Origin of the sequence: Clostridium aquiflavi, from assembly GCF_031344075.1 — a bacterium.
GTDB classification, from domain to species: Bacteria; Bacillota; Clostridia; order Clostridiales; family Clostridiaceae; genus Clostridium; species Clostridium aquiflavi.
Window position 1 is genome coordinate 18725 of record NZ_JAVJAN010000015.1, and the last position, 20677, is coordinate 39401.

Annotated in this window: 20 protein-coding genes and 1 riboswitch; of the genes, 15 read left to right on the forward strand and 5 right to left on the reverse strand. The window is 27.6% G+C overall.

Annotated elements, in window-relative coordinates; genetic code table 11:
- Complete coding sequence (locus RGC78_RS06880; RefSeq protein ID WP_252211980.1) at positions 1 to 1314, reverse strand: putative DNA modification/repair radical SAM protein; 1314 nt, start codon at positions 1312 to 1314, stop codon at positions 1 to 3.
- Between the two features lie 328 nt (positions 1315 to 1642).
- Between RGC78_RS06880 and RGC78_RS06885 the strand changes: the two genes are divergently transcribed.
- From RGC78_RS06885 to RGC78_RS06910, 6 genes are all read left to right on the forward strand, one after another.
- Positions 1643 to 2272, forward strand: a complete 630-nt coding sequence (locus RGC78_RS06885; protein ID WP_252211982.1) for an HAD family hydrolase — start codon at positions 1643 to 1645, stop codon at positions 2270 to 2272.
- A gap of 566 nt (positions 2273 to 2838) precedes the next feature.
- Positions 2839 to 4173 (forward strand): CoA-disulfide reductase, encoded by a 1335-nt coding sequence (locus tag RGC78_RS06890; protein ID WP_252211984.1) that lies wholly within the window; start codon positions 2839 to 2841, stop codon positions 4171 to 4173.
- Positions 4174 to 4506: 333 nt separating this feature from the next.
- Positions 4507 to 4716 carry a FeoA family protein gene (locus RGC78_RS06895; RefSeq protein WP_252211986.1) on the forward strand — a complete coding sequence of 70 codons (210 nt, stop codon included), beginning with the start codon at positions 4507 to 4509 and terminating at the stop codon, positions 4714 to 4716.
- 13 nt (positions 4717 to 4729) lie between these two features.
- On the forward strand, positions 4730 to 4951 hold the full coding sequence (locus RGC78_RS06900) for a FeoA family protein (protein WP_252211988.1): 222 nt from the start codon (positions 4730 to 4732) through the stop codon (positions 4949 to 4951).
- 267 nt (positions 4952 to 5218) lie between these two features.
- Complete coding sequence (gene feoB, locus RGC78_RS06905; RefSeq protein WP_252211990.1) at positions 5219 to 7369, forward strand: ferrous iron transport protein B; 2151 nt, start codon at positions 5219 to 5221, stop codon at positions 7367 to 7369.
- A 70-nt stretch (positions 7370 to 7439) separates the two neighbouring features.
- On the forward strand, positions 7440 to 7613 hold the full coding sequence (locus RGC78_RS06910) for a FeoB-associated Cys-rich membrane protein (RefSeq protein WP_252211992.1): 174 nt from the start codon (positions 7440 to 7442) through the stop codon (positions 7611 to 7613).
- A 128-nt stretch (positions 7614 to 7741) separates the two neighbouring features.
- Here the strand turns inward: RGC78_RS06910 and RGC78_RS06915 are convergent, their stop codons facing one another.
- The 3 genes from RGC78_RS06915 to RGC78_RS06925 form a co-directional block, all read right to left on the reverse strand.
- Positions 7742 to 8398: a hypothetical protein gene (locus tag RGC78_RS06915; RefSeq protein WP_252225545.1), complete on the reverse strand. Its 657-nt coding sequence runs from the start codon at positions 8396 to 8398 to the stop codon at positions 7742 to 7744.
- A gap of 144 nt (positions 8399 to 8542) precedes the next feature.
- Entirely contained in the window at positions 8543 to 8860 is a 318-nt protein-coding gene (locus tag RGC78_RS06920) for a DUF1540 domain-containing protein (protein WP_252211994.1), read from the reverse strand.
- Positions 8861 to 8942: 82 nt separating this feature from the next.
- Entirely contained in the window at positions 8943 to 9485 is a 543-nt protein-coding gene (locus RGC78_RS06925; RefSeq protein WP_252225544.1) for an NADH peroxidase, read from the reverse strand.
- Between the two features lie 324 nt (positions 9486 to 9809).
- On the opposite strand from RGC78_RS06925, the gene nadA reads away from it, so the two are divergent.
- The 8 genes from nadA (at position 9810) to RGC78_RS06965 (ending at position 18403) form a co-directional block, all read left to right on the forward strand.
- Positions 9810 to 10715: a quinolinate synthase NadA gene (nadA, locus tag RGC78_RS06930; protein WP_434062230.1), complete on the forward strand. Its 906-nt coding sequence runs from the start codon at positions 9810 to 9812 to the stop codon at positions 10713 to 10715.
- A gap of 5 nt (positions 10716 to 10720) precedes the next feature.
- Complete coding sequence (locus RGC78_RS06935) at positions 10721 to 12034, forward strand: L-aspartate oxidase (RefSeq protein WP_252212001.1); 1314 nt, start codon at positions 10721 to 10723, stop codon at positions 12032 to 12034.
- On the forward strand, positions 12012 to 12851 hold the full coding sequence (gene nadC / locus RGC78_RS06940) for a carboxylating nicotinate-nucleotide diphosphorylase (protein WP_252212011.1): 840 nt from the start codon (positions 12012 to 12014) through the stop codon (positions 12849 to 12851). Before RGC78_RS06935 ends, nadC begins: the two co-directional genes overlap by 23 nt.
- Before the next feature lie 760 nt (positions 12852 to 13611).
- Complete coding sequence (locus tag RGC78_RS06945; protein ID WP_252212013.1) at positions 13612 to 14493, forward strand: DMT family transporter; 882 nt, start codon at positions 13612 to 13614, stop codon at positions 14491 to 14493.
- 74 nt (positions 14494 to 14567) lie between these two features.
- Positions 14568 to 14613, forward strand: a riboswitch (PreQ1 riboswitch).
- A 271-nt stretch (positions 14614 to 14884) separates the two neighbouring features.
- A complete protein-coding gene (locus RGC78_RS06950; RefSeq protein ID WP_252212015.1) occupies positions 14885 to 15865 on the forward strand; it encodes a nucleoside hydrolase in 981 nt (326 codons plus the stop codon).
- A 23-nt stretch (positions 15866 to 15888) separates the two neighbouring features.
- Positions 15889 to 16464 carry an ECF transporter S component gene (locus tag RGC78_RS06955; RefSeq protein WP_252212017.1) on the forward strand — a complete coding sequence of 192 codons (576 nt, stop codon included), beginning with the start codon at positions 15889 to 15891 and terminating at the stop codon, positions 16462 to 16464.
- The gene (locus RGC78_RS06960; protein ID WP_252212019.1) at positions 16451 to 17140 is read left to right on the forward strand and encodes a radical SAM protein; all 690 of its coding nucleotides are present in this window, start codon (positions 16451 to 16453) and stop codon (positions 17138 to 17140) included. Before RGC78_RS06955 ends, RGC78_RS06960 begins: the two co-directional genes overlap by 14 nt.
- 369 nt (positions 17141 to 17509) lie before the next feature.
- Positions 17510 to 18403: an ABC transporter substrate-binding protein gene (locus tag RGC78_RS06965; protein WP_252212021.1), complete on the forward strand. Its 894-nt coding sequence runs from the start codon at positions 17510 to 17512 to the stop codon at positions 18401 to 18403.
- A gap of 46 nt (positions 18404 to 18449) precedes the next feature.
- Here RGC78_RS06965 and RGC78_RS06970 read toward each other — a convergent pair whose 3' ends face one another.
- Positions 18450 to 19418, reverse strand: a complete 969-nt coding sequence (locus tag RGC78_RS06970) for a helix-turn-helix domain-containing protein (protein ID WP_252212023.1) — start codon at positions 19416 to 19418, stop codon at positions 18450 to 18452.
- A 323-nt stretch (positions 19419 to 19741) separates the two neighbouring features.
- Between RGC78_RS06970 and RGC78_RS06975 the strand changes: the two genes are divergently transcribed.
- Positions 19742 to 20671, forward strand: coding sequence for an ABC transporter substrate-binding protein (locus tag RGC78_RS06975; RefSeq protein WP_252212026.1), 930 nt, complete (start codon positions 19742 to 19744; stop codon positions 20669 to 20671).
- Positions 20672 to 20677: the final 6 nt, after the last annotated feature.

The window sequence follows — 20677 nt, forward strand, 5'->3', positions numbered from 1 at the left end:
TTAAAAATCTCCATTTATAGAAGTTATTTTATCACTTAAGGTCTTAGTGTTCATTTCAAAAGAATCAAAAAATGATATTTGATTAATATTTATTTTGGAAGATGGTTTATAGGAATCTTCTAATAATTTATTTTTTATTATTAAATCATCAAAAGAAATATTTCCATAATATTTACCGTCACAAGTTATAAAATATTTAGATCTTTTTAAAATAACTCTTAATTTCTTCAAGTCTTCAAAAGTTAATCTATGAACTCTTCTGATCTTTAATATTTTTTTAGCAGAAGTAACACCAATACCAGGAATTCTTAATAATTTTTCATATGATGCAGTATTTATTTCTACAGGAAAATCATTTAAATTAGATAAAGCCCAAGAAGTTTTAGGATCAAAATTTAAATCAAAATTATCTGTACTATTTTTTAATAATTCATTTGCCCTAAATCCATAAAACCTAATTAACCAATCAGCTTGATAAAGTCTATGCTCTCTAAGAACAGGAGGATGACTTATCACAGGTAGAAGGGGATTATCTTTTACAACAGGAACATATGCAGAATAATAAACTCTTTTCAAATTATAGTTATCATATAATGCTTGCGATAAATTTAATATTTTAGCATCGCTTTCAGGGGTAGCACCAACAATTAATTGAGTGCTTTGCCCACCAGGAACAAATAAAGGTGTACTTTTTATGTTTTTTTTCATTTCTTTATAATTAATTATAGAATTTTTTATAGTATTCATAGGTTTTAATATACTATCTTTATTTTTTTGAGGAGCTAATAATTTTAAACTATCATTTGAAGGTAATTCTATATTTACACTCATTCTATCAGCATATTTTCCAGCTTCATTTATTAATTTTTGATCAGCGCCAGGAATCGCTTTCAAATGAATATATCCATTAAACTTCTCTTCTAGTCTTAATTTTTTCACAGTTTTAAGTAAAAGTTCCATAGTATAATTAGGATTTTTTATAATAGCAGAACTTAAGAATAACCCCTCTATATAATTACGCTTATAAAAATTAATAGTAAGGTTACATACTTCTTCAGGAGTAAAACTAACTCTTAAAAAATCTTTAGATGAACCATTTATGCAATATTTACAATCAAAAACACAATCATTTGAAAATAATATTTTAAGCAATGAGATACAACGTCCATCTGAAGTAAAACTGTGACATATTCCACTACTAGAAGCATCTCCAAGTCCATTGTTTTTATTTTTTCTTTTAGAACCTGATGATGAGCAAGAGACATCATATTTTGCTGCTCCAGAAAGAATTTTTAGCTTTTCCATTAATTCCATTTGTGTACACATCCTTATATATTAATCTAAACATATATCCTTAATAATATTATACACAAACATATGTTCCCATACAAGGGTTTTGAATTAGTGTATTTTAGGAAAAAAATGTGTGTTTTGTACTATTATATAAATAAATATATAACTTTATTTTTAGAATAAAATCTTAAATAAATTCATACCATAAAAGAAACTAAATTTTAATTATGTATATTAAAAAATCCATGTATTTGAAATATAAAAATTATATTTTAAAATTAAGAAGGAAAGAAATATTTAATTAGAGAAAATAAATAATATTAAGAATTTTATAGATAGGAGAATTTATATGGATAGTCTTATATTTGATTTAGACGGAACTTTATGGGATGCTACAGAAGCATTTTATATATGCTGGAATGAAGTTTTTTCAAAATACGATGAAACTAAGAAAGGAATGTCTCTTGAAGAAATTCAAAGTGTGATGGGAATGACAATGGATGATATATTAGAAAAGTTTTTCCCACAGTTAAGTGAAAAATCGAGAAAAGATGTAATAGATGAATGCACTAAAATTGAATTAAAGTATTTATTAAAAAATGGGGGTAAATTATATCCAGAGTTGCAAGATACAATAAAAGAATTATATAAAAAATATAAATTATTTATAGTTAGCAATTGTGTGGATGGCTACATACAATGTTTTTTAGAGGCGCATAATTTAAAAAAATATTTTCTGGATTTTGAAGATCCAAGTAGAACAGGATTAGAAAAAGCTGAAAATATAAAAATAGTAATGCAAAGAAATAAATTAAATAATCCAGCATATGTAGGGGATACTAAATGGGATGCAATAGCAAGTGAGAAAGCAGGAGTGCCATTTATATATGCTAGCTATGGATTTGGTGATTTAGATAAATATGATTATAAGATAAATAATTTAAAAGAGTTATTAAATATTAATAATATAAAATGTTAGTAAGATATTACAAGGGCTATATTTTAGGTTACAGTGATATATTTAATAGATAAAGTGCATCATAATTGGATTATATTCATTTTTAGTATTCCTAAGTTTAATAATTCAGTCTAATTTACTTATATATATCAATGATTTTTTTTACATTGCAAAAAAAGATATAAAATTAATCGATTTCATTAATTTTATATCTTTCTTAAATTGAAGATATTTATAGTAAAACTTATCTACTTTTTCTTTTAGCAGAGAATTTCTTATATAGTTTATAGATTAGTGCAACGGCAACTGAATATACCAATATAATACCGACTGTAAGTAACATTGATTTCATACGATCCATAATTAACACCTCTTTTTGAAATATTTACTATATAAATTATTTTAACATAATAATTAAATGAAAAGAAGATAAAATATAAACACTACTTTAAAGTATGTGTAGTATTTAAGGTAAATAAGAGTAATCAGATAAGAATATTGACCAATTAAAAGAAAGATATTATTATGTAATAAAGAGTTAAAGTAAGTAGAAAATATAATGTTTAATATAGAGTAGGAGGAAAAAAATGAGAGTAGTAATTGTTGGTGGAATAGCAGCAGGTACAAGTGCAGCTGCAAAATTAAGAAGAGTAAATCCTGAAGCTGAAATAGTAATCTATGAGAAATCAGATATAGTATCATTTGGTGCTTGTGGATTACCTTACTTCGTAGGAAATTTTTTTGAAGACTCACAAAATATGATTGCAAGAACTCCTGAAGAATTTATAAAAAGTGGAGTAGATGTTAAAACTAATCATGAAGTTGTTAATATAGATTTTAAAAATAAATTGGTTACAGTAAAGAATCTGAAGGCGGGTTCTCAATTTAATGATAAATATGACAAATTAATGATAGCGACAGGTGCAAGGAGTATAATACCTCCAATTAAAAATGTTAATTTAAAAAATGTGTACACATTAAAAAGTATGGATGATGGAAAGATTTTAAAAAGACTTTTAATGGAGAAAAATAATAAGAGTATAGCAATAGTAGGTGCAGGATTTATTGGATTAGAAGCAGTAGAAGCAGCTAAAAGCAATGGGAAAGAAGTTTCAGTATTTCAATTGGAGGATCGAATATTAAAGGATGTTTTTGATAAAGAAATTACTGAAGTATTAGAACAGGAATTAAGAGATAAAGGTGTAAATTTATATTTACAAGAAACTGTTACTGAATTTATAGGAAATGATAAAGTCAGTAAGATACGTACTAATAAAAGAGAAATAAATGCTGATATAGTAATTATAGCTACTGGAGTTAAACCTAATACAGAATTTATTAAAGATAGTGGAATAGAGATGTTATCTAATGGCGCAATTATTGTAGATGAATATGGCAAAACATCAATTGAAGATGTTTATTCAGCTGGAGATTGTGCAACAATAAATCAAATAGTTACAAATGAAAAAAGTTATGTACCTCTTGCTACAGGTGCCAATAAACTTGGACGTATTGTTGGAGAAAATCTAGGGGGAACTAATTTACCATTTCAAGGTTCATTATCATCTAGTTGCATAAAAGTTTTAGATATTGAAGCTGGAAGAACTGGTATTACAGAAGAAAAGGCTAAACAAATGGGATTAGATTATAAGACTAAATTTATAACAGATATGAATCAAACTAACTATTATCCAGGTCAAAATAAGATCTATGTTAAGTTGATTTATGAAGCTAAAAGTAAAAGAATATTAGGAGGACAGGTTGCAGGATATAAAGATGCTGTACAGAGAGTTAATGTTATTGCTGCATGCATATTTGGAAAATTAACAACTAAAGAACTTGGAATGCTAGATTTATGTTATTCACCACCATTTTCAAGAACTTGGGATGTATTAAATGTAGCAGGAAATATATGCAAGTAAAATAAAGTGATAAGTTTAAAGTTTAGGGATATTAACTAATGAATCTAGTTAATATCCTTTTTATGTAGAGAAAATTATATAAAAGATTAAAATTAGAAAATAATAAAGATATTATATATTAACAAAGAAAAACATAATAAATCATCATCAGAAAACGTTTTATTTTAAATATAAATTAAAAATAGGACAAAATTAATGAAAATCATTTTCAAGTTTGGATAAAAGTGTTATAATATCATCATGATAATAATTATCAACAGAAAAGATTATTCATTTTCATAAAAGGTGTACTATATATATTTGTATAAGTACATAATATGAGGAGGAGAAAATATGCCATTAATATTAGCAAATACAGGACAAAGTATGCCAATTAAAAAAATTAGAGGTAATGATGAGACTAAAAAGTTCCTATCAAGTTTAGGATTTATTGCAGGAGAAACTGTAAGCATTATTTCTGAAATTGCAGGAAGTTTAATAATAAAAGTAAAGGGAAGTAGAATAGCATTAGATAAAGCTATGGCTAGTAGAATAATAGTTTAAGGAGGAATTATTAATGAATACATTAAAAGATATTAAATGTGGACAAACAGTTAATGTTCTTAAGATACAAGGAGTAGGTCCTATTAAAAGGCGTATTATGGATATGGGAATAACTAAGGGCTGCGAGATATTTGTACGTAAAGTAGCACCACTTGGAGATCCAATTGAAATAAAAGTTAGAAATTATGAATTATCACTTCGTAAAGCTGATGCAGAAATGATAATTGTTGGGTAAGTATTAAATTAATGTATTTTTTTATTCTTTAGAAAATTGTATTCTTGGAAAGATTGTGGATAACTGAAAGATAAATTTAGCTAAAGGTTAACAAATGAACCATGAAGAATAAAAAAGATAATTGTAGTCACCTGCCATATTTTTCTCACATACGTTCAAAAAGGCAGATGCGTAAAAAATCGATACAGATCTAAAGTCGCTTTAGCGATTTTGTTTTATAATCATTTAATGATAATGATAATCTATATAAATTAAGGGGGAAGACAAATGTCAATAAAGATAGGTCTTGCAGGTAATCCCAATTGTGGAAAGACAACTATGTTTAATGACCTTACAGGATCAACACAATATGTAGGTAACTGGCCAGGGGTAACAGTAGAAAAAAAGGGTGGTAAATTAAAATGGAATAAGGATGTTGAAATTGTAGATTTACCAGGTATATATTCACTTTCACCGTATACGCTTGAAGAAGTTGTGACACGTGATTTTATGATGAATGATAAACCAGATGTAATAATTAATATAATTGATGCATCTAATATTGAAAGAAACTTATATTTAACTACTCAAATTTTAGAACTTGGAATTCCAACAGTTTTAGCACTTAATATGATGGACATTGTTGAAAAAAATGGTGACAAGTTAAAGATAGAAAAGCTTTCAGAACTATTAGGCTGTCCAATTGTTGAAACTTCAGCTATAAAAGGAAAAGGTATTAAAGAAGTTGTTGAAAAAGCAATTGAACTTTCAAAAAAAGAAAATGCTAATAACTTTAAGCTAGAGCTATCACAAGAAGTAGAAAGTTCTATAAAAGATATTGAACAAGCTTTAGATAACAGCAGTTTTAAGAATGAAATAGATACTAGATGGTTGTCTATTAAACTTTTTGAGCGTGATAAAAATATTTTAAGTAATAATAAATTTTCGAAAAATGTGTTAGATAAAGTAGAAGAAATAATAAATAAATGTGAAAATGAACTTGATGATGATAGTGAAAGTATAATTACGGGAGAACGTTATGATTTTATTGGAAAAGTAGTTTCTAAAGCAGTAAGAAAGAATAATAAAAATGATGAAACTACATCAGACAAAATTGATAAGATTGTAACAAACCGTTTTTTAGCGCTTCCTATTTTTGCATTAATTATGTGGGGAGTATATTACATAGCTGTAAGTTCACTTGGAACTATAGCTACAGATTGGACAAATGATACATTATTTGGAGAAATTATAAGTGGAAATGTTTCAACTTGGCTTGAAGGGTTAGGCGTAGCAGAATGGTTACAAGGATTAGTAGTTGATGGTTTAATTGGTGGAGTAGGAGCAGTATTAGGATTCGTACCTCAAATTATGATATTATTCTTCCTATTATCAATACTTGAAGATTGTGGGTATATGTCACGTGTTGCGTTTATAATGGATAGAATATTCCGTAAGTTTGGACTTTCAGGAAAATCATTTATACCTATGCTTATCAGTTCAGGTTGTGGAGTTCCAGGAATTATGGCAACTCGTACTATGGAAAATGATAGAGATAGAAAAATGACAATTATGTTAACTACATTTATTCCATGTGGTGCTAAGGTTCCTATAATAGCATTGCTTGCAGGAGCAATATTTGGTGGAGCATCATGGGTAGCACCATCAGTATATTTTTTAGGAATTATAATGATAATTATTTGTGGAATTCTTTTAAAGAAGACTAAACTATTTCAAGGAGAGCCAGCTCCATTTGTTATGGAACTTCCACAATATCATATACCAAGTTTAAAAGGCGTTCTTATGCATATGTGGGATAGAGGAAAGGCATTTATTATAAAAGCTGGTACAATTATATTTGTTGCTTGTGGAGCAATTTGGTTTATGCAATCATTTAATTGGTCATTAGAAATGGTAGATGCTGGTGACAGTATACTAGCAAGTATAGGAAATGTTTTTGCACCAATTTTTGCACCATTAGGTTTTGGTAATTGGCAGTCTGCGGTTGCAACAATCACTGGACTTGTAGCAAAAGAAAATGTTGTAGCAACATTTGGTATACTGTTTGGTATTGCAGAAGCAACAGAAGAAGATCCAACACTTCTTATGAATGTAGCAGGAATGTTTACAGCAGTAAGTGCATTTTCATTCATAGCATTTAATATGCTTTGTGCTCCTTGTTTTGCAGCAATAGGTGCAATAAAAAGAGAAATGGGTTCATGGAAATGGACTTGGATTACATTAGGATTCCAAACAGGTACAGCATATCTTGTTGCATTATTAATAAATCAAGTTGGTAATGCTTTATTCTATGGTGGAAATATAATAGGCGCACTTATATCTATCGCTATAGTAGTAGCAATAATAGCTGGAATTCTATTATCAAATAAAAAATCAGTAAATATAAATAGTAATGTTAAATTAAGTTATATAAAATAGTATGTTAAATATTAGTAGGTAATTATTTAAAATTATCTACTAATAAATTTTATAAGGGGTGGTGATACTTATGTTAGCTACAATAATAATAGCTAGTATTATATTTTTCATGATGGGATTAGTAGTGTTCAAAAGAGTAAAGAAAGCTAAAAATGGAGAAGGCGGTTGTGGTTGTGGGTGTTCTGGGTGTTCATCAGCAGCAATTTGTCATGGAAAAGATAATCAAGGAATAACTTTAAAATAATATTAATATAAAAAATAAGCTATAAGTATAAAAAAGTATACTTATAGCTTATTTTAAATTTAGCCTATGTTTTAAGTGTATTAACACTTTAGTAAAACATAGGCTAAATTTTTATGAGAATAATAGAATTAAATGCTTGCTGTTTCTAAATTGCTTCTTCTATTATCTAATGGATTAAGATTAATATGATGAACTGTTTGGTTTTCATCAGGATTCATAAGTACCCTATCTAAATGTATTCTACCATTAGGTGTATTTGCAATAACACATAAATTATCATAATTTTTGTGAAGCACCCAAGTATATGTATCAGTTACTACTTTTCTTAAATCTTCTTTAGATATTAATGCTTTATTTTGTACCTTACCATATTTATCTCTTAAAAGTATAGCTATAGTATCATCATTAACCACTTCATAATCATTTCTTATGTTACGTTCAACTATTTCTAAATTAGATCTTCTATTATCTAAAGTATCTCCATTAATATGTCTAATAGGAGTCTTTGGATTAGTATCTAAAATTATAGATTGTAAACTTTGCTTTAGTGGTTTAGACTTTTTATTCATTTTAGTTAAGCTTATATTTTGTACTATATAGCTATTAAGATCTTTGTTCCATTCAGCGAACCAATTACCTAGTTCTTTAACTTTATTAAGATCTTCAACATCTATTTTAGTTGTAAGTTCTTCACCATTTTTCTTTAAAATTGTAATAAAAGCAATTTTGTTATTAATTTCATAGTTATTTTCTACATTTTTATAATTTGTTTTTATAATGAACACCTCTTTCAATCTTACATGACAATAACAAGTATAACAGAGTAAGGTGCAAATACAAGATGTGTATTAAAGAAATTAAATAAAAATAAAAACTTTTAAATTCAGCATATAAATGAATTCAAAAGTTTTTAATTTGATTAGAATAGTTTATTTAGCTTCAAAACTTTGGCAATTAGTTTCTATATACATGTTTGGATTTGCTCCACTAACATTTATTGATGAAAGATCACAAAGGTTATTGCAATTGTGAGTACAAGTTTTAACAGTACAAACTAGACAATCACATTCACCAGAACTATTTGAATTATTAGTTAAATCACTATAATTTTTTTTATCTAAAAAAGATCCGCAGCAAGTATCACAATCTTTTTGTGCAGAATCTCCACCTATATCAACACGATTAGCGTAACAAACACCAGAACAGTTATGAGAACAATTATTTACGTCACAATTAATTTTTTGCATTAAAGACACTCCTCTTAAAATAAAATTTTATATTTATGCTATGTTTTAGTATTATATTTAAAATAATTTTAGATAGATATTTCTACTTAAAATATCTATCTAGTAGTCCCTTGAATGCTCTACCATGTCTAGCTTCATCTTTACACATTTCATGAACTGTATCATGTATAGCATCTAAATTCTCCTTTTTTGCTAATGTAGCTAATTTCTTTTTACCATCACAAGCACCAAATTCAGCTTCAACTCTAGCTTTTAAATTAGCTTTTGTATCAGGAACTACTACTTCACCTAAAATTTCAGCGAATTTAGCAGCATGTTCTGCTTCTTCAAATGCAATTCTTTTATATGCTTCTGCAACTTCAGGATAACCTTCTCTATCAGCTTGACGAGACATAGCTAAATACATTCCAACTTCAGTACATTCTCCTGTAAAGTTAGCTCTTAAGTCTTCTATAAGTTCACTAGGGATGCCGCTTGCTATTCCTATTTTATGCTCATCAGCCCAAGCCATATCATCCTTCATTTCAATAAATTTATCTGCACCTACTTTACAAACAGGGCAAATTTCAGGTGGGGTATCTCCTTCATGAATATAACCACATACTGTACAAACAAACTTTTTCATTATATGTTCCTCCTAAAATTTATTCATTCTAAAATAAGGAAAATTTATACTGAATTTCATATTATAATTTAGTATAAATTTTAATCTAAATTAGAATTTAAATTTGTAAATTCAACGTAATCTATTTAAAGTACGTTTTAACCTATTATTAGCACACAATAAAAGTATTCCCTCAAAAAACAAAAATATTTATTTATTATATTAATTCTGTTTATTATAATTTGGATTATTTATATATTGAAGATAAAAAATGGTGGTGATATAATCATTACATAAGTGTATATACAGATGTAAAATAAAATTGAAAGTGGTGTAACTATGTCTATAGATTTAATAGATAAAATATTAAAGTTAAAAAATGAAAAAAATGCAATAATATTAGCTCATTATTATCAGCCAGATATAATACAAGAATTAGCAGACTATGTTGGAGATTCGTATTATTTAAGTAAGATAGCTAGAAGTTGTAAAGAAGAGGTAATAGTGTTTTGTGGAGTTAAATTTATGGGAGAAAGTGCAAAGATATTATCTCCTAACAAAAAAGTATTAATGCCATGTATTGATGCAGGTTGTTTAATGGCAGATATGGCAAAAGAAAAAGAATTATTAACTTTAAAAGAAAAATATCCTAATGCTTATGTAGTATGTTATATAAATTCTACATATAAAGTTAAAGCATGTAGTGATGTTTCAGTTACCTCTTCAAGTGCATTAAAAATAATAAAGAATGTGCCTAATAAACAAATAATATTTTTACCAGATAAAAATTTAGGTCAATATATATCAGAATTTTTTAAAGAGAAGGATTTTATATTATGGGATGGATTCTGTCCATGTCACAATAAAATTTTAAAAGAAGATATATTAATGTTAAAGGAACAATATACGGAAGCAAAAATATTAGTTCATCCAGAATGTACAAAGGAAATAAGAGGTTTAGGAGATTATATCGGAAGTACAAGTGAAATAATAAATTACGCAACGGAGGATAAAGGCAGTGAATTTATTATTTGTACCGAAGAAGGGATTTTGTATGAATTAAAAAATAAAAATCCTAATAAAAAGTTTTATATTCCAGGAAAAAGTATATGCTGTGGGAATATGAAGAAGACAAGCTTAGAAAATTTATATTATACTTTGCTAAATATGAAAAATGAAATAACACTAGATGAAGATATTAGAAAGAGAGCATTAGTTTCATTAGAAAATATGCATAAGTTAGGGGAGTAATAAATATGGTTAGAAATAAATTTGTAGATGTTTTAGTAATAGGTTCAGGCGTATCAGGACTATACTGTGCATTAAATTTAAACGAAAACTTAAATGTTTTAGTAGTATGCAAATCTAGTGTTACATGTACGAATACTTATTTGGCACAAGGAGGTATATCTACATCAATAAGTAAAGAGGACATACCTATTTTTATAGAAGACACTTTAAAAGCTGGACAATACAAAAATGATTTAAAAGCAGTAGAGGTTTTAGCTAATGAATCAATGAGTAATATAAAAAATTTAATATCTCTTGGTGTAAATTTTGATAAGAACGATGATGGAACTTTAAATTATACTAAAGAAGGAGCACATTCAGTAAATAGAATTGTTCACACAAAAGATAACACTGGTGAAAATGTAGCAAAAGTACTTATTGAACAAGCAAAAGAAAAAGAAAATATAATGATTTATGAAAATACTTATTTTGTTGACATTATAGAAAATGAAAATAAATGTATTGGTGGAATATTATTAAAAGATAATGATCAAATAAATGTTTATGCTAAAAATGTAGTATTAGCCACTGGAGGAATAGGTGGATTATTTAGTGATTCAACAAACCAAAGAATATTAAAAGGTGACTCATTAGCTATTGCTAAGAAGCATGATATAAAAGTGAAGGATATTAATTATATTCAAATTCACCCAACAGTATTTTATGACGAAGGTAATTTTGAGAGAAGATTTCTTATATCAGAGTCTTTAAGGGGAGAAGGAGGAAAACTTTTAAATATTAATGGTGAAAGATTTATTAATGAACTTTTGCCAAGAGATGTGGTTTCTAAAGCTGTGTATGAAGAAATGAAAAAAACAGACAGTGAATACGTATATTTAGATATAACATTTTTAGATAAAGATTATATTATGAATAGATTTTCATCAATATATAAAGAATGTCTAAAAAGAGGAACTGATATAACTAAAGACTATATTAAAGTTTCACCAGCACAACATTTTTTTATGGGAGGAGTAGAAGTGGATATTAATGCAGTAACTTCAATGAAAAATTTATATGCTGTTGGAGAGACAAGTTGCACTGGAATTCATGGAGCTAATCGCCTTGCAAGCAATTCACTATTAGAGGGACTTGTATTTTCAAAAAGGTGTGCAAATTTGATTAATTCAACAGAAAAATATATCAATTCTAATATTATATCAGTAAAAAATATAAATAAATCAATAGAAGAATTAAGTGAAGAAAAAGAACAGATAGTTAAAGAATTGCTTGTTTTAAATGGGGGAATGGTAACAAATGAATTATTTAGTTGTAGATAAAATAATAAAAGAAGCATTATTAGAGGATATTCCAAATGAAGATATAACAACAAATTCAATAATAAAAGAAAGTAGCATATGCACAGTAGACCTATTATGTAAAGAGGAGGGAATACTTTCAGGATTAGAAGTATTTAAAAGAGTATTTGATATTTTAGGAAATGTTCAGATTGGATTTAATAAAAAAGATGGTGATAAAATATGTCCTGGTGAAAAAATTGCTTTATTGAAAGGTGATACACGTAATGTATTATTAGGCGAAAGAGTAGCATTAAATTTACTACAAAGAATGAGTGGTATAGCAACTCTTACAAATAAATTTGTTAACAAAATAGAGCATACAAGGGCTAAGTTATTAGATACTAGAAAGACAACTCCTAATTTAAGAATTTTAGAAAAGTATTCAGTAAAAATTGGTGGGGGAGATAACCATAGGTTTAATTTATCTGATGGAATTATGCTTAAAGATAATCATATAAGTGCAGCTGGTGGAATAAAAAAGGCAGTTGAGATGTGTAAAAAGAATTCATCATTTGTTAGAAAAATAGAAGTGGAGGCAGAAACATTAGATATGGTTAATGAAGCATTAGAAGCTAAAGTGGATATAATAATGCTTGATAATATGAATTTGAAAACAGCAAAGGAAGCAGTAAGAATAATTAATAATAGGGTTTTAATAGAATTTTCAGGTAATGTAAATATAGATAACATAAAAGAAATAGCAGAAATAGGAGTTGACTATATATCAGTGGGGGCGTTAACTCATTCAGCTAAAATATTAGACTTAAGTATGAAAAATTTAAGTATTCTAGATTAAAATAAAATTGATATTATAAATGTAAGCTTAATTACTATAAATTAAATCTTACATTATAATATCAATTTTTGATTTAAGACCTATCAACTTAGCAGAAAATTTATATATTCATAAATTAAACAAGATTCTGTTTTAGTAAATTATATAAGCAAGTTAAAGACATAGAATTTTAATAGAAATTTTATATTATAAACAATTAAAAAATAAATTTTAAATTTTTCTAATAAAGTATTGACAATAGTACAAAATAGAGATATTATAATATTGTAAATGAGAATCAATCTCAAAGCAAACATAACTCATTCAATGACAAATGAGACAAATTATTGCTATACACAATAAAAATTTTACCAAAGCAAAGATTTTATGAAGTGTACTATGAAAAAATAAATTAGCAAGTATTGAAAGCACACACTCAAAATACTAATTTACTAAATAAATAATTGCGTGACCTTATTATTTAGTTTGGATTTTTTCTGTTCTCCCTAAGAAAAAGTACATTTCATCAAATTATATATTATAATTAATCATACGTATTAAAATAGAAACTGCTGATAAAATTGTTATCAGCAGTTTTTATTTTATCCATATTTTGAATAAATGTTTATATATTATTTAACATTAAATTTTAAAGAACTAAAAGTAATATGTTATTATAGTTAATGGAAAGAATTTTATATGAATAAGTTATTGAAGCAAAGTTTTAAAAAATATATAAATTATATATAGAACTTTATTTAATTAAGAAAGTGAGGAAATCATGAATTTAGATAATTTTAGTAATAGAAGTAAAGGAATAATATTTATAATATTATCAGCATTTGGATTTGCAATGATGTCAGCTTTTGTTAAGCTTTCAGGAGATTTACCATCTTTACAAAAATCATTTTTTAGAAATTTAGTAGCAAGTTTAATTGCTTTAAGTTTAATAATTAAACATAAAGAAAGCTTTTTTGGAAAAAGAGAAAATCAAAAGATTCTTGTATTAAGATCTTTATTTGGAACACTGGGAATTGTATTGAATTTTTATACAATAGATAAATTAGTTTTATCAGATGCTAATATGCTAAATAAATTGAGCCCATTTTTTGTGATTATTTTTTCAGCTTTATTTTTAAAAGAAAAAATAAATACAAAACAAATCATATCTTTAATAATTGCATTTTTAGGAGCATTATTCATTATAAAGCCATCATTCAATCTTGAAGTAATATCGGCTTTAGCAGGAGTTGGTGGTGCTATATTTGCAGCAGCAGCTTATACTTGTGTAAGAGAATTGGGGGGAAAAGAAAAACATTATACGATAGTATTTTATTTTTCAACTTTTTCATCAATAGTATTATTTCCATTTATGATGCTATCCTATAAATCTATGACTATGATGCAATTAATTTATTTGATATTAGCAGGTGTTTTTGCAAGTGTAGGTCAATTTGGAGTAACTTTAGCTTATAAGTATGCACCAGCTAAGGAAATATCAATCTTTGATTATTCTAACATATTATTCTCAGCTATAATAAGTTTAGTTATATTTGGAGCATTACCAGATCACTTAAGTATTATAGGATATTTAATAATATTTACAGCTTCATTATATATGTTTCTATACAATAAAAAATTAGACAAGGTTCAAAGTAAGTAAATGTTACTTGAAAATAATTATAATATTTGATATACTCAATAAGAAAATTTAATAAAAATCCACTTTGTTAAAAAGTGGGAGAGGTTCGAAGACCATCCCTCTATAAAAAACTAGGCAATTAAATAAGATTTAATAAGTCGCATGGTTAATTGCGACTTTTTTTATTTTTCATGCTTTGAGATGGTTATTCTCAAGGCATTTTTTATTCTTTAGGAATTTATATTATTAAAAAATTTGTGGATAACTTTTAAAATAATGTATTTTAAAACATAGCCTTAAATTAAAAAAATCTAATAATATATGTGTTTAGAGAGAATAATAGTGGAGAATTAGATATGAAGAGTAAGCGTTGTATTTGTGTTCTAAACACAAAAGGTAAGGAGAAGTAGTAATGAATAAGAAAAAAATAATAATAGATTGTGATCCTGGAATTGATGATTCATTAGCAATCATGTTTGCATTAAAGTCTGAGGAATTAGAAGTAAAAGGTATAACTATTGTTTCTGGTAATGTACATGCTAAAAAAGGTGCAGAAAATGCTCTTAAAATATTAAAAGAACTTGGAAGGTTAGATATTCCTGTATATATAGGGGATGGGGAACCACTAACAAGAGAGCTAATTACAGCAGAAGATACTCATGGTGAAGATGGACTTGGAGAAACATTTTTACCGAAAGTAGAAGAAGCTAATTATAAAGAAGGCGCAGTAGATTTCATTTTAGATTCTTTAAAAGAAGAGGATGAATTATCAATAATAGCAATAGGTCCCTTAACTAATATTGCAAAAGCTTTAGATAAAGATAAAGAAACAACGAGAAAGATGAAAGAATTAATTTTAATGGGGGGAGCATTTAAGAGCTTTGGAAATTGTTCGCAAGTTGCTGAATTTAATTTTTGGGTAGATCCACATGGCGCAGAAAAAGTTTTTAATGAACTTAATAGAAAAATTACCATGGTTGGATTAGATGTAACAAGAGAAATTGTATTAACGCCTAACTATATAGAGATGTTAAAACAATTTAAGAATCCATTAGCAGATTTAATAGTTAAAATAACAAGATTTTATGTGGATTTTCATTGGGAGCAAGAAAGAACTTTGGGGTGCGTGATAAATGATCCATTAGCAATAGCTTATTTTATAGATCCAAGTCTTTGTAGTGGAAAAGAATATTACGTGGATATAGTTACAGAAGGAAAAGCAATTGGTATGAGCTTAGTAGATGAAGGGGATTTTTATAGAAAAGAACCAAATTGCCTGGTATTAACAGAAGTAAATTCAAAAGCATTCATGGAAATGTTTTTAACAAGGTTACTTCCAGAGCATAAGAAAGATATTTTTAATATATTAAATAATTCAAAGTACGGCAATTAAGCAATAAAAGGGGGAATTAAAATATGAAAAAAATAAATTTAAATGTAATGACATTTATGTCTTTATGTATAGTTATAAATCTTGTAGGGGGATTTATAGCGCTAAGTTTTAAATTACCAATATATATTGATACAATAGGAACTTTATTAAGTGCAGTTTTACTAGGTCCAATTAATGGCGGAATAGTTGGTGGATTAACTTCAATAGTAAATGGAGCAACTTTTGATCCAATTTCATTTTACTTTATGCCTGTTCAAATAATTGTAGGTTTAAGTACGGGAGCATGTTTTAAAAATTCTAAATTTGAAGGTATTAGATCTGTATTATCAATTATATTAATTACTGTTTTAGGATCAATAACGGCATCAATAGTAGCAGCATTTGTGTTTAATGGAGTAACGTCATCAGGTTCTAGCATAATTGTTGCTATATTTAAAAATTTAGGAATAAGTACAATTACAGCAGTATTTTCTACTCAAATATTTACTGATTTATTAGATAAAGCCGTTAGTTTTGCATTAGTATTTTCAGTAATAAAAGCGATGCCAATGAAATTTATTATGAATTTAGTTAGGAATGAAGTTAATGGACAGATATAATGTTATAAAAGAAAAAAATAAGAGAGAAATTGTTTTATTAAAAGGATTTCCATGTATTTGGGGAAAATGTACATTTTGTGATTATATAGATGATAACTCAACAAAAGAGGAAGAAATAAATAAATTGGATTTTGAAGTTCTTGATAATGTAAATGGTGTTTATAAGACTTTAGAAGTAATAAATTCTGGGAGCTGTTTTGAATTACCAAAAGAAACATTAAATAAGATAAAAGAAGTAATAGATAAGAACGGTATAAAAAAAATATTTTTAGAAAGTCATTGGTGTTATAAAAATAAACTACAAGAAATGAGAGATTTTTTTGGAATAGAAATAGTTTTTAAAATTGGAGTTGAGAGTTTCGATAATGATTTTAGAAACAAATTCTTAAATAAAAATGCTAACTTTAAAACATATGAAGAAGTAAAAGAGCATTTTCAATCAGTTTGTCTTTTGGTTGGGATAAAAGGACAAACTAAAGAAATGATAAAAAGAGATATAGATATAGTATTACATCATTTTGACTATGGAACAGTAAATATATTTACTGAAAATACTACTGAAATAAAAAGGGATGAAGAATTAATAAAGTGGTTTGAAAAAGAATATCAATTCTTAAGAGATGTTGAAAAAATAGAAATATTATTTGAAAATACTGATTTTGGTGTTGGAGATTAAAAGTATTAGCTAGTAAAAGTAGATTTTACTAGCTAATTTTTTATGTATTTATCTTATAGAATTTTAAATTAGTGGGTTAGTAAAATTATACAAAAAAGAAGCTCTTTAAGATATGTATATTGCATAATCCATTTTAATTAAGTTACACTCCATAATAAAGAGAAGAATTTTCATTTAACTATTATAAGACAATAAATAGCCCTTATTTTAAGAAAAAGTAACTTTTGGAAAGGAGCTTCCTTGACAATTGACAGAGGAAAATATAAATGCTACGCTTTTAAAAGTTAGACTAGTCTTACATTTTTGTATAGCACGGGCATAGGTGTTATTCAGGTTAAAAATAAGATGTTTATAAGGGAGAGATATAAAATGAAAAAATTATTGTCATTATTTTGTACAATATTTATGACTACTTTAATTTTAGTTGGTTGTTCTTCAGCTAAGGATACTACTAAAAAAGAAGAAGCTGTTCGTACTGTAAGTACTGTAAGAGGTGATGTTAATGTTCCTGCTAATCCTAAAAGAGTTATTGCTACTTATGGAATGGGTGATGTTTTGGCTTTAGGAGTTAAACCAGTAGCTACATATGATGCAAAAGGTAGTGCTTATGAAAAAGAGGTAGAGGGTTTACCTGTATGGGAAAAGTTTGAACCAGAAGAGATAATGAAATATGATCCAGACCTTATTCTTGTTGTAAGCGAAGAAAAGATTGATGAATTTTCTAAGATTGCTCCTACAGTTTATATTCCTTTTACTACTCTTAATATGGAGGAGAGAATAGCCTTTTTAGGGGAGGTTTTAAATAAAAAGGAAGAGGCAGAAAAGGCACAGTCTGATTTTAAAGAAAAGATAAATAATGCAAAGAAAGAATTGGATTCTAAAAAAATTATGGATAAGAAATTCAGTATTTTTGAAAGCAACCAAAATGGAGGAGTTTGGGTGTATGGTGATAAATGGGGCCGTGGAGGCGACCTAATTTATAGTCAATTAGGATTCAAAGCACCAGATGTTATACAGAATGAAGTTATTGGTAAAGATCAGCATCGAGAGATTTCTCTTGAAACAATTAAGGATTATGCTGGAGATTACATAATATTTAGTGGAGAGATTGGGAAACTAGCGAACAATCCAGTTTGGCAGTCAATTCCGGCAGTTAAAGAAGGACATGTTATACCAATTGATTTTACATTATTTTATGATATAGATATTTACTCATCTAATGTACAGTTAGATTATATTATGAATAAATTACTAGAAAGTTAGTAAGAAAGATTAAGATACTTATGTGATATAAGTATCTTAAATTTTTTTATAAATTAAAAGATTTTCTAAAATAACTAGGAGTAATTCCATGTACATCTTTAAAGGCAGCAGCAAATTTTGCTGGATTTTTATAGCCGCATAGTTCAGATATGTTACGAATACTTAGATGGTCAGCAGATAAAAGCTGCATGGCTCTTTTCATGGTTTCTATGCGAATATATTTATAAAGGGGAATTCCATAGTGGTTTTTAAAAGATTCACGAAGCTTGCTTTCGCTCATTTCAGCTATTCTGCATAGTTCAATTATAGCTGGAGGGTTCAAAATATCCTCATCAATTTTAGTTTTCACTTCATAAATCTTTTGCTCATTTTCCCAAGTAACATAGTGACGGCGGCTGCTTCTTATTTTAGGTATATCAGGGAAATTTCTAGTGATTGCAGATAATAGATGCAAAGTCATACCCTCAAAAGCAAGTAAAGGCATGTCTGTATTTCGTACAGCCCATCTAATTTGTTCCAAAATAAGCATTATATCAGGGGTATTGTAATGTTGTGTTTTCCAAAGCTTCGCATCCTCAACACTGATTTTAGGTGCATTGGTGCGATCTTTGAGAAAAGGTTTTATAAAGCCATCAAAAATTAAAACACTGGTAAAACAATAGTGTACGTCTTTAGAGAAAGTAAAGGTAAATTGTTTTTGAGGATTAATAATTAGATGAGTGATAGGGGATAAAGCTTGCTTCTTCTTTCCTTGCTGTGAATAGACTATTTCTCCGCAGTCAATACAAAAAAGCAGCATAAAAGGATCACTAGAATTTATTGTATGTACTATCTGTTCACTTGGAGTAAGCCAAGCACTTGAAACAAATAATCCTTTAGCAGGGTTTATTTCTGCAATCCATCCATTTGACCAATGATGTGGAAAATCATAAATTTGCCCTTTGCCATAGGGTCTTTTAGTAAGATTATATTTATCCGCTAAAGCTTTCCAAGAAGAATCTTTATATTCATACATAAAACTTTCACACCTCTCTTTTCTTTGATTTAAAGTAAGAAAATTATATCATTATTTGAGAATGATTTTCAATATAAATATAATCCGTTTTATTTAAATTGCAATCCATAACGAAGAGAACTATTTTCATTTAACTCTTATAAAACAATAAATTACCATCATTTTAATAGAAAATGACTTCTGAAAATGAGCTTCTTAAGCGATTGACAGGAGAAGTTATAAATGCTACGATTTTTAAAGTTAGACTAGTCTTACATTCGTATATAACGCAGGTGCCGGCGTTATCAGATTAATATAAGATATTTATAAAGGAGAGATATAAAATGAAAAAATTATTGTCATTATTTTGTGCAATATTTATGACTACAGCAATTTTATATGGTTGCTCTTCATCTAAAAATGCAGAGAAAAAAGAATCAACTGTTCGTACTGTAACTACTGTAAAAGGAGATATTACAGTTCCTGCTAAACCTGAGCGTGTGGTTGCAAACTGGTATGTTGGAGATGTTATTACTTTAGGGTTAAATCTAGTTGGATATAATGCTTGGGAACAAGAAACTATGCCTTTTTATAATAAACTTAAGGCTACAACAAAAATAGAAAAGTGGGAAGCAGAAGAAGTTATGGCTTTAGAACCAGATCTTATCATTACATATGATGAGGCAGACTTTGATAAATTCAGCAAAATAGCTCCAGTTCTTGTTATTCCAGAATCTCAAAGTTCTATTGATAGAATAAAGTTCATTGGAGAAGCTACAGGACGTACTACTGAAGCAAAAGAAGCTGTTGAGAAATTTGAAGAAAAACTTGATGTTGCGAAGAAAACTCTTAAAGGAGATGCGTTTACAGGAAAAACTTTCAGCATTATGGAAGATTGGGGTCCTTCTGGAGAATGGAGTGGTATATATTATGAGACAGGCTCTAGAGGTGGTACTTTAGTATATGACTATCTTGGCCTTAAATATCCAGCCAAGCTTAAAGAACTTATAGAGAAATCCGGAAAAGGCCGTGGATCTATAAGTTATGAAGTGGCTCATGAGTATTTTGGAGACTATATATTGTGGTTCAAACAAGAAGGTAAAGAATCTGAATATGCAAAAACAGATATTTGGAAGAGCATTCCTGCGGTTGCAGCAGGCAGAGTTGTAGAAATACCAGGGAATTACTTAGGTCTTTTCTATTATTCTGATATTACAAGTCTTACTGAACAACTTGACTATATGATTAATGCAATAAATCCATTAGCTAAATAATTTTAA

Excerpts from the sequence above, each read along its gene's own strand:
- feoB (WP_252211990.1), top strand. The coding sequence starts at position 5,219 with ATGTCAATAAAGATAGGTCTTGCAGGTAATCCCAATTGTGGAAAGACA.
- RGC78_RS06895 (WP_252211986.1), top strand. The coding sequence starts at position 4,507 with ATGCCATTAATATTAGCAAATACAGGACAAAGTATGCCAATTAAAAAA.
- RGC78_RS06885 (WP_252211982.1), top strand. The coding sequence starts at position 1,643 with ATGGATAGTCTTATATTTGATTTAGACGGAACTTTATGGGATGCTACA.
- RGC78_RS06910 (WP_252211992.1), top strand. The coding sequence starts at position 7,440 with ATGTTAGCTACAATAATAATAGCTAGTATTATATTTTTCATGATGGGA.
- nadC (WP_252212011.1), top strand. The coding sequence starts at position 12,012 with ATGAATTATTTAGTTGTAGATAAAATAATAAAAGAAGCATTATTAGAG.
- RGC78_RS06920 (WP_252211994.1), bottom strand. The coding sequence starts at position 8,860 with ATGCAAAAAATTAATTGTGACGTAAATAATTGTTCTCATAACTGTTCT.
- RGC78_RS06925 (WP_252225544.1), bottom strand. The coding sequence starts at position 9,485 with ATGAAAAAGTTTGTTTGTACAGTATGTGGTTATATTCATGAAGGAGAT.
- RGC78_RS06975 (WP_252212026.1), top strand. The coding sequence starts at position 19,742 with ATGAAAAAATTATTGTCATTATTTTGTGCAATATTTATGACTACAGCA.
- RGC78_RS06970 (WP_252212023.1), bottom strand. The coding sequence starts at position 19,418 with ATGTATGAATATAAAGATTCTTCTTGGAAAGCTTTAGCGGATAAATAT.
- RGC78_RS06945 (WP_252212013.1), top strand. The coding sequence starts at position 13,612 with ATGAATTTAGATAATTTTAGTAATAGAAGTAAAGGAATAATATTTATA.
- RGC78_RS06900 (WP_252211988.1), top strand. The coding sequence starts at position 4,730 with ATGAATACATTAAAAGATATTAAATGTGGACAAACAGTTAATGTTCTT.
- RGC78_RS06890 (WP_252211984.1), top strand. The coding sequence starts at position 2,839 with ATGAGAGTAGTAATTGTTGGTGGAATAGCAGCAGGTACAAGTGCAGCT.
- RGC78_RS06880 (WP_252211980.1), bottom strand. The coding sequence starts at position 1,314 with ATGGAATTAATGGAAAAGCTAAAAATTCTTTCTGGAGCAGCAAAATAT.
- RGC78_RS06935 (WP_252212001.1), top strand. The coding sequence starts at position 10,721 with ATGGTTAGAAATAAATTTGTAGATGTTTTAGTAATAGGTTCAGGCGTA.
- RGC78_RS06950 (WP_252212015.1), top strand. The coding sequence starts at position 14,885 with ATGAATAAGAAAAAAATAATAATAGATTGTGATCCTGGAATTGATGAT.
- RGC78_RS06965 (WP_252212021.1), top strand. The coding sequence starts at position 17,510 with ATGAAAAAATTATTGTCATTATTTTGTACAATATTTATGACTACTTTA.
- RGC78_RS06955 (WP_252212017.1), top strand. The coding sequence starts at position 15,889 with ATGAAAAAAATAAATTTAAATGTAATGACATTTATGTCTTTATGTATA.
- RGC78_RS06960 (WP_252212019.1), top strand. The coding sequence starts at position 16,451 with ATGGACAGATATAATGTTATAAAAGAAAAAAATAAGAGAGAAATTGTT.